This window comes from Cytobacillus massiliigabonensis, from assembly GCF_900199725.1.
GTDB lineage: Bacteria > Bacillota > Bacilli > Bacillales > Cytobacillaceae > Cytobacillus > Cytobacillus massiliigabonensis.
This window is the reverse complement of the sequence record NZ_LT904904.1, coordinates 1,892,407-1,906,218: the sequence shown is the minus strand read 5'-3', so window position 1 is coordinate 1,906,218 and position 13,812 is coordinate 1,892,407. Positions and strand designations below refer to the sequence as shown.

The window sequence follows — 13,812 nt, the reverse complement described above, 5'->3', positions numbered from 1 at the left end:
GAATACTTTTTAATACGATAGGTTTTCAAAAAGGTTTCAAAAAATATATAAAAAATCCCTTGCCAAAATTTAACTCATCCATTTTGGCGGGGTATTTTTATCCCAAAAAATAGTTCCTAGATCATGATGTGCCTGAAATTGATCATGGTACGTATGGTAATGAAAATTAAACCAATATCCTTGCTGAGGCGGCTGGTCTCTTCTTACATGAAAACGAATTATGTCTTCATTTGTTGCTTCGTTTTTGATGTGGAAAATTTTCTCAGATTGACCGCCACCAGGACGTTCACTCACTGCCAGATTGACTAATTCTTCTTCAGGGTACTGTTCCGCTACGTTTTGAATCGCTTTTTCAATATTAGGCAGAACAACTTCAGAAAATTCATTTTCAATTACAGGTTTTATTTTTGGTCCGAACTTAGCATATGACTGGTTTTCAGCCTCATGTATCATTCTCCTAATGAAATCTTCTTTATTAACATGCCCAATTGCTTCGGAACTAGAAGTCAGTGTATTTACTGAATGGTTTTCTTCATTTGTAGGTTCAATAATATCCCTTTTCGGGTTCTTATCTGTACTAGAATTATCATCAAATATAGCATGTGAAGGGGTAACTAGTCCAAATGTTAAGATAGTTACCATAACAACGAGCGATTTACGAAGCCAATTTGGCATGATTTCAGTCTCCCTTCTATTCATTAATTATCTATTTTTCCAGACTGTCTTTTTTTATAAAAATGGGAAAACTCTCTTACTCTATTATTATACTTTGTTCTTTAGAAAAATGGAAAAATCGGCTTCATTTTTTACAAAAAATATAATCCCTGAATAAATATTTATATTTGGGGAATAGTATGGAAAAAAGACCATATATCTCTATTGAATATTAGATAAACTTGCATTCGCCAAGCATTTCAGCGAATGTCTTAGTTTTTCTTATACGTTCGGAATTTACAGACATAAATTCTGATTATCAAAGGAAAGGAGAATCCCATCATGGACTGGACTGTACTCATTGTTGTTATTTCATTTATATTGCTTGGCTATTTTGTTTATTTAGCTATTGCAGAATAAACATGAGCGGAATAGAGAGCCGGCGATTCTCTATTCCATTTTTATTTTTCAATAACCCCATAATGAAATTTTGCTGTTTTCCTCATATGTACATAAAAATTGAATTTTTCAAACCGGGAACTTCGAAAATGATCCTTTAGAACAACACATTCCTTTGCCACGCGCTTAGCTTCATCAATCAATTGTTCAGTCATTTCCTCGTATATTGCAAAACGTTTTAATGCTTTTATGCCATCAGAATCAAGCGTAGGCTCTTCAAACATCGGATCAAAGTATACACAGTCATAGGATTGATCAGGAATACTTTTTAAGAAGGACAGGGAAAATGTATTAATTACCTGAATTCTCTTCATAGCTTGATCCATTTCTGAAATGCCAGATTGCCATGAATGCAGTCCATTTTTCACGATATAACCTAAATACGGATTTCCTTCTAAGCCAGTCACTTTCCCTTCTTTTCCAACGATATAGCTTGCAACGATGCTATCTGAAGCAAGCCCTAGCGTACAGTCAAGAAGTGTTTTTCCTGCTTGAAGCCTCGCTGCATCCACAAACGGATCAGACTCTCCTCTCATCAACCTCTTCACCCTAAACATGGCAGAATTAGGATGAAAAAAGAATGGTTCAGAATCTTCCATTGGATAGAGTTCCAGCTTCTCTTTCCCTACAACGATGCAATCTTCCTTCTCCACTTGCTGAATCATTTTGACCGAACGCTTCTTCCTTTGAACAAAGCGGCCACCTAAATCTTGAGCCACTCTGATCGCTTTCTTCGCCATTTCTTCATTTGTTCTGCCTGCAGTTGTAATAATCATTGAAATGTTGTCACCTTTTCTTTCGGGTTACGAAAAAACAAAAGGACGTCATTAGACATCCTCTTGTTCTTCACTTTAATTATTCGCATCAAGTGCAGCTAGCAAATTTTCCATAATTGCTTCCATCGGATGATCTTCAATATCATGACGATGGATAAAATGGACAACTTCTTTTCCTTTTAATAAAGCCATTGACGGAGAAGAAGGCTCATATCCAGCAAAATACTCTCTCATTTTTGCTGTTGCTTCTTTATCTTGCCCCGCAAATACAGTCACTAAATGATCTGGTTTCTTTTCTGTTCTTAAAACAGCTTGCGTTGCAGCTGGACGTGCAAGTCCAGCTGCACAGCCGCAAACAGAATTAACGACAACAAGCGTCGTCCCCTCAGCCTTTTCCATAAATGCTTCTACATCGTCTGCAGTAAGTAATTCATTAAATCCAGCATTTACAAGCTCTTGTCTCATCGGTTGAACCATTTGCTTCATATATTCCTCATATGCCATAGACATATTCAATCAGCCTCCATTACAACATTTGTATTGTAAGCATACTATAATCTATGGTTATTTTGCAAAAGGAAGCATTTAAACTTTCTGTTTTACTTTCTCTTCTGTCTCTTCAAAGTAATCTGTAACCGCACCCCTAGATGAACAAGAGACAAGTCTAGCGTATTTTGCCAATGTTCCTCTTGAAAGTAATGGAGGTGCGAACCAGTTTTCCTTTCTTCTGGAAAGTTCTTGATCTGTTAAATTAACAGATAATTCCTGTGCCTCACTATCAATCGTTATCAAGTCTCCATTCTCAATTAATGCGATTGGACCGCCCACTTGTGCCTCTGGCGCAATGTGCCCAATAACAAATCCGTGCGACCCTCCAGAGAAACGGCCATCAGTTAATAAGGCTACACTTTCTCCTAATCCCTTTCCTACTAAAATACCTGAAATCGATAGCATTTCAGGCATGCCCGGTCCGCCCTTTGGTCCTTCATAGCGGATTACGAGTACATCGCCAGCATGAATGTCCCCGTTCATAACTGCAGCAGTGGCTGATTCTTCATCATCGAATACTTTTGCAGGTCCAGTCATACGAGTGACTTTTAATCCCGAAACTTTAGCAACCGCCCCAGAAGGTGCAAGATTCCCCTTAAGAACAACTAGCGGTCCATTTTCTCTCAACGGCTGCTGTAGCGGGTAGATAACCTTTTGACCTTCCTTTAAGTCTGCAGCTTCTGCAAGGTTCTCAGCTAAAGTCTTGCCAGTAACTGTCAAGCAATCCCCATGAAGCAAGCCTTCGCTTAATAGCAGCTTCATTACCGCTTGTACCCCGCCAACTTCGAAAAGATCCTGCATCACATATTTTCCGCTCGGCTTTAAGTCAGCAATATGCGGAACGGTTTTCTGCAATCGATTGAAATCATCCAGTGACAGATCAACCTCTGCCGCATGAGCAATCGCCATTAAATGCAAGATCGCATTGGTTGAGCCGCCAAGTGCCATTACAACTGTTATGGCATTTTCAAAAGCCGCTTTCGTTAAAATATCACGAGGGCGAATATCCTTTTCAAGCAGTTTATAAACAGCTTTGCCTGCTTCCACACAATCATTGCGCTTTTCATCTGTTTCAGCTGGATTGGATGAACTGCCTGGCAAGCTCAGCCCAAGTGCTTCAATCGCACTTGCCATCGTGTTTGCCGTATACATTCCCCCGCAGGAGCCTGATCCTGGACAAGCGTGGCATTCGATTTTCGTTAGCTCCGCCTTATCTATCGCCCCGCCATTGAATTGTCCAACTCCCTCAAAGACGGACACAATATCAATGTCTTTATCATGCAGCTTCCCAGGCTTAATCGTTCCGCCATAGACGAAAATAGAAGGCAAATTCATTCGTGCGATCGCCATCATACATCCGGGCATATTCTTGTCACAGCCGCCGATTGCTACAAATCCGTCCAAAGATTCACCGCCTACAACTGTTTCGATAGAATCAGCTATTAAATCACGGCTTGGAAGTGAGTACCGCATTCCTTCTGTTCCCATGGAAATTCCGTCAGAAACTGTAATTGTATTAAAAATTAGCGGGGCTCCCCCAGCTTCTCTTGCCCCTTTTTTTGCTTGAACCGCAAGTTCATCAATATGTATATTACATGGTGTAACCTCACTCCAAGTACTTGCAATCCCGATCATTGGCTTTTGAAAATCCTCATCTGTAAATCCTACTGCCCTGAGCATTGCACGGTTTGGTGCCCTTTTTTCATCATCACTAATTACATGACTGCGAATTCTTAAATCTTTCGACATCGAAGATTCCCCCCAAAATAATTTCTTTTCAATATAGACCTTTTTTGATAGAATTGCAATAATTTTCACAAAATTATTTTTATTTCACACAACGAAAAACGCCATGCTGTAAAGAGCGATGGCGTTTTGAAATTATTGCATAAATATCTTCTCTTATGAAATTTAGATTCTGAGTTTGCGAAATTGATTTCGCTAATATAACTAGGATTTACATATATAATTAATTTTTTGCAAACAACCTTGTAGTTTTGCAAATATAATTATACTTTTGAAAATACTTTCTGGGTTTGCAAATATAAGCTACGTTTCGCAAAAAGTTGTTTTTTCGCATTAAATCCTATTTTTACTATTATTTCTTTCTTGATTCCGTCATTTGCTTCCAAACGGAACCTTTTGCTTCTTCGCCTTGTTCAATTCTTTCAATCGCAAGCTTGATTTGCATACTCACTTCAAATTCAGGATCATTTTCAGCTGCTTTTAATGCAGGAATGGCTTCTTCATCCCCTACTTCGTAAAGGAACATTGCCGCCCGCCAGCGCACAAGCTTGCTCGTATCCTTCAACGCCTCGATCATAGCAGGCATTGCTTCTTTAAAACCTAGATCTGATAAACAGTCACCGGCTGTTCTTCGCACTGTGACCGTTTTATCGTTCAGCGCTTTATAAAGCAGAGGAAGAACTTTTTGATCTTCAATCATACCTAAGTAAACTGTTGCCAGTCTTCTGATAGATGCTTTTTCATCTTGTAATGCTTTTTCTAAAACAGGCAGATCCTCTAGCTCTGGATCATCCATTTGTTCAAGCTTTTGATAGCGTTCCCGCCAATCTGGATGATTTAAATCCTCTAATCTAAGTTTCATAAGCTGCCTGCTATGCTGCTCCTGCACATTGTCCGGATTTATTGCCTGATCTACAAGCATTTGTAATCTGCTTTCAGGAAAGGCTGCAATTAATTCTTCAACGACATCATGACCAATTTGTTCGAAATCGCCATAACGGACTCCAACCTCAACCCACTTTCGGACTAATACGACATTATCTCCTTCGAGCTGTGCTGCTGCCAACGCCTTCATAAACACTTCAGGCAATCCGAAGCGGCGCTCCTCTGTCCCGTCAGTCAGCTTAACTTGCATTGGAATATTTTTATACTTTTGGACAAACGCTTTGATTTCACCAAAGTGTTCGTTTACCGCGGATTGGTTTTCATTTTCTGTCTCCGCATCCTCGCCGAAAGCATTTCTCACCTGCGGCAAGAGTTCCTTCCAGTCATATTTTGCATTTCTTTCTACAGCTAAGAAGTCTGCTACATGGTAAACACCCTTCACACCTTCAATCTCAAGAATATCTTGAATCACTTTAGGTGCACCTTCACGATTATCTTTTTTATAATTATTGCTTTTTCCCATTGGCAGCTCTTCATTCAGAATAACCTTCATCGTATTCGGACTTGGAGTTGGCTCAATTGCATTTATTTTCACAGTATTTCACCCTTTGCAATATTGTCACAGTAATAACTAAAATCATTTTAACATAATAAATGCTACGAATCATAAGCTGAGCTTCAAGTATTAGAAAAACCTGGCATTCACCAAGCTTTTCCACGAATGCCTTAGTTTTTCTTATGCGTTCAGAATTTATGGATATAAATTCTGATTAACCAAAAATAGCCTGCCCATAAAGGGCAGGCTGTTGTTAAATTTATTGCTCGGCTATCTCTGAAAGATAGCTCCATCTCTCTATCAAATGTTCCAATTTTTCATTAAGAGCAGCTTCTTCCTCCATTAATGCTCTTGCTTTTTCGAAATCACTGCCCGTATTGTTCATTTCTGCAGCAATTTGCTCTAAACGTGCTTCTGTATTCGTTATATTATCTTCGATTCCTTCCCATTCCCGCTGTTCATTATAGCTAAGCTTTTTCTTCTTTGGTTTATCCTGTTCTTTGTGCATGGGAGCTGCTGTTTTTATTTGCACAACAGGTTTTTCATTTTCTTTTTCAAGATATTCACTGTAATTACCAAAGAAAGAATCAATCTGTCCCTGCCCTTGCAGGACTAGAAGCTGATCGGCTACTTTGTCTAAGAAATAGCGATCATGAGATACAGTAATAACTACTCCAGGGAAATCTTCAAGATAATCCTCAAGCACTGTTAATGTTTGAGTATCCAAATTATTTGTCGGTTCATCCAGCAGAAGGACATTTGGTTCGGTCATTAAGATTTTCAATAAATACAGGCGTCGCTTCTCCCCGCCTGAAAGTTTGCGGATCGGGGTTCCGTGAGTAAAGGACGGAAAAAGAAAGCGCTCAAGCATTTGTGCTGCGGAAATTGTTTTCCCGTCTGAGGTTTCTACAACCTGTGCAGTTTCCTTTAAATACTCAATCATCCGCTTATTCTCGTTCATATCTTCGCTTTCTTGTGTGTAGTAAGCAATTTTCACTGTTTGTCCGATGATTCGTTCTCCAGAATCTAACGGAATTTTTCCAGCAAGGATATTTAGAAGCGTCGATTTTCCTGTTCCATTCTTTCCGATAATTCCAATTCGGTCTCCAGGCTTTACAAGGAGGTTGAATGAATTCAAGATGACTTGATCTTCATATTTCTTCGATGCATTTTTCAATTCAAACACTTGCTTCCCAAGTCTGCTTCCATTTAAGGACATATCTAGCTTTTCTGATTGTTTAACAGAAGCAAGCTGATCATCTAATTGATCAAAGCGCTGGATCCGGGCTTTTTGTTTGGTCGTTCTCGCTTTCGCACCCCTGCGAATCCATTCTAGCTCTCTTCGATAGAGATTTTTTCTTTTTTCTATCGTTGCTGCCTCGTTCTCTTCACGAATCGCTTTCGCTTCAAGAAAGGCGCCATAGTTTCCTTTATAGCTATACAAGTTCCCGCCATCCAGTTCAAACATCCGATTGGTTACTCGGTCAAGGAAATAACGATCATGGGTGACGAGTAAGAGGGCGCCTTGATAGCGTCCTAAGTATTCTTCAAGCCATTTAACTGACTCATAATCAAGATGGTTTGTCGGCTCATCAAGGATCAGTAAGTCAGGTGACTGAATAAGTGCTTGGGCGAGGGCAACCCTTTTCTTTTGTCCGCCCGAAAGTTCCCCGATTTTTTTATCAAAACTTTCAATACCAAGCTTCGTTAAAATCGATTTTGCATTCGTGCTTGCATCCCAGGCGTTCAATGCATCCATCTTCTTTTGCTGCTCGAATAGCTTCTCTTGTATCACCTGATTATCAGGTGATTTATTTAATTCGAGAAGGGTCTCTTCATATTCACGAAGCAAAACAAGTACTGGTGCATCACCTGCAAACACCTGTGCCAAAACAGAAAGTTCAGGATTTAATTCCGGCTGCTGGGCTGAATAAGAAATTGTGTAGTCTTTTGGAGAACTAATTTCACCAGAGTCTGGAAGATCCACTCCCGCAACAATTTTTAATAAGGAAGATTTTCCAGTTCCATTGACCCCGATTAGTCCTACCCTATCTTTTTCGGAAATCGTAAAGGAGATATCGTTAAAAAGCTCTTTTTCTCCATATGTTTTTGTTACATGTTCAACAGATAACATTTTCATGACTGACCATTCCATTCAATGTAAAATTGCTCAAGGAATTGCTCCATAAATTGATGGCGACTCTCCGCCATTTCCCGCGCTGTATCTGTATTAAGCAGACCCTTTAGCTTTAAAAGCTTCTCATAAAAATGATGGATCGTTGATGACTTTCCAGTGCGGTATTCTTTCTCTGTCATTTCTTCCCTAACTTTTATCGATGGATCGTAAAGAAGATGCCCTTTTTTACCTCCATATGCAAAGGTACGTCCAATTCCGATCGCTCCAATTGCATCTAATCGGTCTGCATCCTGAACAATCTCAGCTTCCACACTCATTAATTTCGTTTTTCTTCCGCCTTTAAAAGAGATGGAATGTATTATTTCAATAATTTTCTCTTGAACTTCTTTTTCAAGTGCTAATAATTCCAAGAAATCCGTAAGTTTCTTCTCTCCAGCCTCTTTCGATTGGTTCAGCTTTTCATCAGGAATATCATGAAGCAGTGCAGCCATTTCAATAATAAAACGGTTGCCCTTGTTTTCTTTTTCCGCTATATATAAAGCATTTTTCCTAACGCGTTCAATATGATACCAATCGTGTCCCGTACTGTCTTTACCAAGCACTTCTTTTACGAAGCTTTCTGTTCTTAAAATCATATCTTCTTTCACTAAAAGCACCATCCTTTTTCATTCCAGATTTATTTTACCATGAAGAGGGGGATTGTTTGAAAAATAAGCAAAAGAAAAAGTGCTTAATTCAGCACTTTGTACGTTTTTTTCGCGAAAACAACTAATTTATCTTCGAAATTTATATTATATCTGCGAAATTGAGTGATATATCTACGAAAATCTAAAATATATCGATTCTTCGACAAACAAGGAGGGATTTTCCATCTTAATCCAACCCGTTAAACCAATTGATCCCCAATGTATTTTCTCCTGCATGCACACCGATGGCCGCACCGAGCGGATAATGCCCGAATTTAATACCAGGAAATTCATGTATGAGTTCTTCCTTCCATTTCAGCGCTTCCTCCTCATGCAATCCATATAAAATATATGCTTCTTTCAAAGGCTTCTTTTCATGAGCATGCCGGAGCAGCTGAATAATTTTATCCTTTGCCTTTCGTTCACTTCTAGCTTTTTCTTTCACATTTAAAGACCCATCTTCAATGGAGATGATCGGCTTTACATTAAGCATGCTTCCAAGAAAAAATTGTACACCTGACATTCTGCCGCTTCTATGAAGCTGTTCTAAACTACCAATCAATACGTACGTTTCACTCGTATTGCTTAACTCTTCTAATCTTTGTTTAATCTCTTCTGGCTTAAACCCTGAATCTGCCAGCTCCACTCCTCTCTTCAAAATTCTCGTTAATGGGTAGGTTAATATCTTCGAATCAATCGTTAAAACAGGGATATCAACTAACTGTGCAGCCTGCTCGCTTGAAGAAACGGTACCGCTTAATTTACTTGAAAGCAATACAGCAATAATAATTTCGTAATGCTCTTTCAATCGATCATATAATGCTTGAAATGCCCCAATCGAAGGCTGCGATGTTTTCGGGGGAGTTTTTAACGTTTTCAACTTTTCATAGAGTTCGGTTGGTGTAATATCTATCCCTTCTGTATACTCCTTTTCATCAAGTAAAATCGTAATTGGAATCGGATATACATGAGGGTGATTGATCAATTCCTCATCAATAAATGCTGTACTATCTATAACCCATGCGATTTTTGTCAAAACCTTTACCCCTTTTCTGTTTAATTTATATGTACAAATAGGCTTTTCAAAACATCAGGAGACTGACGAAAAAATGCCAGTCTCCAGCATATATAGCTTATGATAAAAACGGCTTAATTTTTGGGAATACTTTTAAAGCTGTATTGTAAAAAACATCCTCATGATACTGTTCAGGAATTAATGCTTTAATAAATTCAATGTATGGACCAATAGGCGCTAGCGGCCAGTCAGTGCCAAACAGCAGCTTATCATATGAATCAGAGAAGACAAGTGCATGCCTTAAATGATCCAGAAACCTGCTTTCACTATGTTTTTTCAATTCCTTTTCCGTCCCGACGATTAAACCTGAAAGGTCTGCGTAAACATTGGAGTTTTTATATATAAGTTCAGCCCCTGTCAGGGTCCACGGATCACCAAAATGAGCCATCATAAAATTTACCTTGCGATGCTTTACTGCTACCTCATCAATCGTCAATGGGTGTGCATATTTTAACAGGCCTCTTTCCGAGTACGTATCCCCTGTATGGAACACAATGGGCAGATGATATTTTTGCGCTAGTGCATACACCGGTTCATACACTTCATCATATGCATAAAAAGGGTAATAGCCTAAATATATTTTAATCCCAACCGCCCGCGGATTTTGAATTTCAAGCTCTAGCTTTTCCAAAGATCGTTCACTTAAATCATATGGATTGACCCCAGGGCAATAGACCATTTTTTCAGGAATGCCCTCAGCTAAATCAATCCCCATTGGCGTTGCTGCATCATAATCCGGAAAGCCCATTCCACTCGTTTCAGTTACCCCCATCGCTATACTTAAAGCGACATGTGCCTCGCTGTATTCCTTTACAAAACCATCAAAAGAATAGTCGACAAAAGAAAGTTCTTTTGCTGTTTGGTGAAAGGATTGGATATTTGAAAAATGTACATGTGCATCGATTATCTTCATATTTTCTCCTTTAAAACACAATCCGCCGCAGATTCTCGAGGACTGATTTCGGAATTTCTCTTTGATCAAATAAGATAAAGCCCGGTTTTGTTGTATCCTTTATTTCCTGAAGAAGGATGACTTCAAACGCCTCTTTATTCATATATCCTTCAAAGATTTCATTCTCTGCTCCTTCAATATGATATAGTTTCTCTTTTCTGATCTCTGAGGAGATATAGCTTACATTCTTCAAATTTAAACCCAGTTCTTCAATACCTGCATGTATTTTATTGTCATTGAAATCGGAAATAACAGCAAGATCCTTTAATGATTCTCCTGTTAAGTAAATGTCCGTTTCCAGCGTCTCTGATAGCAATGATTTTCCGCCAGAATTAACGACCTTTACAAAATAAGCGAGAACCGGCACACCAGGTAGAAGAGCAAAATACTGTGTATAGTGAAGCCCCTTCCAAACTGGATGATTCACTATTTTCGTGTGCAGAGCAATGCTCCTCCACTGATTTCCATGTTTATCTTCAATATCCATAAACTCAGCAGTTGTGCTCTCTTTCATTAATGAAAATGTATTTAGCTGTGCAGGGGATGTTTTCATACCACCTGCCCATGGATTCCACCATCCTTTTGCCACTCTTTCGGGAAAGGAAGAATCAAACCATTCATTCTCATTATAGACAAGTGAATATAAACCAGGATAAAATTCCGGTGCCGCTTTTATTCGGATCATGCCATTATCTAATATATAAACGCCATTCCCTTCGACTATTTCAGTATAGCCATCCACTTTGCCTTTTGGAACCAGAACTAATTGATTTAAGTTTGTCTTAGTACTGTCCATTTGAATACTTCCCGTTATTAACGAAATAGGCTGTGCACCAATTACTGGGATCAGGGCTTGATAGTTTGTTCTTTCATCTGCTGATGAAATTTGAGCAAATTGCCTTAATTCGCCATTTAAGAACAGCTCTATCGGTCCATTAATAAAACTAGTACGGGAGGTCTGCAGTACTAAAGGTAGATGGTCTTTGTACACAACTGGATTATTGCTCTCTAATTTTAGCGCTTTCTCACTAAAAGATTGGGAATGCACCACATTCGGCACTTTATTTGCAAAAGCCTCCTGCTCCTGCCATGTACGAAATGCACCAATGGATAAATAACATGGTTCCAGTTGTTTACACTGTTTTGGCTTTATAGATCCCAGTTCATATTCTAAGTAAAATTGCCAGCCTTCAAAATTCGCCTTTGTTTCTGCTGGCCAACAAAAACCAATTGGCTCTCCATGATCCAGTGTAAAATACCAATTTCCCGTTAATCGTTGAGAATGAATATCTCCAAAATCAACAGCTTTAATTTTTGAGAACTCGATTACTTCTTTTTCTAGCGGGAAAAACACATGACTTTTCTCATGATAGAGTGATTGATTTATATAAAGCTCTTGTATGGTTTCTATGCTGTTATTCTCCACCTCAGCCCACTTCTTCACTATTCCATCTCCATAAAGGGCTGTATAGAGGGTAAGAATAACCCCTGCGTATTCAGCAGAATGAAAAACCATTTTAAAAATCATTGCTGAATCATCTAGATACCACTCAACAGTTGCCGGCTTTTGCTTAGAGAATTCTGTTGAATAAGGTTTACCAAGCTTCGGCACAAAAAAAGCAAAGGTCTGATTTATTTGCTGATTTCTTCCAGCCGTTATTAAGTAATCCCGTTTTCGAATATTCACCTGATAGCTGCCATTATAAACATGCCAGTAATCCTTCGTTTCCCCGCCAAATTTTTCGCCAAAGCTTTTCAGAGCCATTCCAACTAAGTTATTTTCGAAGGTAAGCTCTGAACCACTCTCTTTTTGCACTGTGATTGCTATATGAGGCTGGTAGTAGCCAAATTTCTTCACGACAGAGGGAATCGCAATCAATTTTCGCTCATTCTTTTTTAATGAAACAGAGAAAATATATTTTTCTAATTCGACATGTTCATCATGAGAAAAAACAAGTTCAAAATTAGCATCTTCCTTTAAATTATTTTCCACCTCTAGCTCGAGAACCTTTTTCTCGCCTATGAAGCTTAAATTCCCATTGGTCTTGGCAGTTAATTTGGCTGGCTGTTTTGTTTTCACTCCAAGCCTTAATTCACATTCTTCTCCATTAATCGATACATTTACAGAGAAAAACGGGTGTGTTTTCCATTCGCTTGGTTCTTCCCCTTTTTTAAAAATCACCTGATCAGAGAGCACCGCACGCTTCTCTACTAATAACTCATCCTTAAAAGCAGATACAGTTCGCTCATGATCGTTCACGTCAACTTTTAAGATTGCGGGTGCAGCTGTTTTATTTACAAATAGCAGCTCAACTTTTTGTGGCATTTCTTCGATTACTTCGTGATCAGCTAATTTTAGTTCGAGCAGATATTCATCTGTTTCAATGAGGCTAATGCCTCTTCCGCTTCGTTCAAATCTAACACGTGCACTCGTCTGTTCATCTTTCCATTCATATTCGTAAAAAGTAAAGCCATTTTCCTTCAGTCCGTCCGGTTTTACTTCTATTTCTCTTACACTTGCATCATACCAATCTACTTTTGTGAAAACTGGCTTTAATAAGGGGGTATTTACTACAGCAGGAATAAAATTCATCAGGTGGGTTGTATCATCCCGATCCTCCCAGAAAAACCCGCATTTCTTATATAAGGGAACAGCTTTAACATTCCCTGGCCAAGTATATAGATCAACTCTTGGCCAGCCGAGCTCAATTGTTTTTTCAACTGCTTTCATAACAAGCATTTTGCCGATCTTCTTGCCATGATAATCAGGTCTAACATTAAGCAAAGGGATATACAGGGAGCCTAAATCCTCCTTATATTCAGACAAGCTGCAATAGCCCACAACCTCTTCCCCATCAATAGCTAGATATAAAACAATATTTCCTGCATTCGCTTCCTTTGTTTTGACTGATTCTTCAGTATGAACTCTTGTATCCCCACCCCAGCTGTCACGGCTAAGGTTCCACATTTTCGCAATTGCAAGTGCATGTTCTTCTCTATATTCCTCGATGATAATCGTATTCGTCATTTGACTCATCCTTTTGTCCTCCCTAACTAGGTTACTTCATTCCTTTTTCTATCGATTCCTTCACCTTTTGCCAATATCTTACTCATAACCTTCTCCTCCTTTAATTTATTTGAATGTTTTCCACATTCTTCTATATCGTAAAAGCTGTTCATCGGAATGTAAAGATAATTTTGAATCTTCCACCGCCATTTGTGATAAAAAACATCCCTGAGCATGTACTCACAACCAAGCATGTAAATGTCGGTCTTCCTAATTTCACTGCACTTATTATTACTCCGTACATTAAGGATTGTTCAATTAATCAGACCG

10 protein-coding genes are annotated in these 13,812 nt (G+C 38.9%); all 10 read right to left on the bottom strand.

Features of this window, described 5'->3' with window-relative positions; all coding sequences use genetic code 11:
* Positions 1-69: 69 nt before the first annotated feature.
* Complete coding sequence (locus C1726_RS20535) at positions 70-675, bottom strand: YpjP family protein (RefSeq protein ID WP_102274851.1); 606 nt, start codon at positions 673-675, stop codon at positions 70-72.
* A gap of 440 nt (positions 676-1,115) precedes the next feature.
* Entirely contained in the window at positions 1,116-1,889 is a 774-nt protein-coding gene (locus C1726_RS20530; protein ID WP_102274850.1) for a class I SAM-dependent methyltransferase, read from the bottom strand.
* 75 nt (positions 1,890-1,964) lie between these two features.
* Complete coding sequence (locus C1726_RS20525; protein WP_102274849.1) at positions 1,965-2,399, bottom strand: BrxA/BrxB family bacilliredoxin; 435 nt, start codon at positions 2,397-2,399, stop codon at positions 1,965-1,967.
* A 75-nt stretch (positions 2,400-2,474) separates the two neighbouring features.
* Positions 2,475-4,187: a dihydroxy-acid dehydratase gene (ilvD, locus tag C1726_RS20520; RefSeq protein WP_102274848.1), complete on the bottom strand. Its 1,713-nt coding sequence runs from the start codon at positions 4,185-4,187 to the stop codon at positions 2,475-2,477.
* Positions 4,188-4,536: 349 nt separating this feature from the next.
* Complete coding sequence (locus C1726_RS20515) at positions 4,537-5,664, bottom strand: conserved virulence factor C family protein (protein WP_102274847.1); 1,128 nt, start codon at positions 5,662-5,664, stop codon at positions 4,537-4,539.
* Positions 5,665-5,884: 220 nt separating this feature from the next.
* Entirely contained in the window at positions 5,885-7,765 is a 1,881-nt protein-coding gene (locus C1726_RS20510; protein ID WP_102274846.1) for an ABC-F family ATP-binding cassette domain-containing protein, read from the bottom strand.
* Positions 7,762-8,421: an HD domain-containing protein gene (locus tag C1726_RS20505; RefSeq protein WP_180968255.1), complete on the bottom strand. Its 660-nt coding sequence runs from the start codon at positions 8,419-8,421 to the stop codon at positions 7,762-7,764. The genes C1726_RS20510 and C1726_RS20505 overlap by 4 nt, the downstream gene beginning before the upstream one ends.
* A 214-nt stretch (positions 8,422-8,635) precedes the next feature.
* Entirely contained in the window at positions 8,636-9,484 is an 849-nt protein-coding gene (locus C1726_RS20500; RefSeq protein ID WP_102274844.1) for a DegV family protein, read from the bottom strand.
* A gap of 97 nt (positions 9,485-9,581) precedes the next feature.
* Positions 9,582-10,436 carry an amidohydrolase family protein gene (locus C1726_RS20495; protein WP_102274843.1) on the bottom strand — a complete coding sequence of 285 codons (855 nt, stop codon included), beginning with the start codon at positions 10,434-10,436 and terminating at the stop codon, positions 9,582-9,584.
* A 10-nt stretch (positions 10,437-10,446) separates the two neighbouring features.
* Entirely contained in the window at positions 10,447-13,512 is a 3,066-nt protein-coding gene (locus tag C1726_RS20490; RefSeq protein ID WP_102274842.1) for a GNAT family N-acetyltransferase, read from the bottom strand.
* Positions 13,513-13,812: the final 300 nt, after the last annotated feature.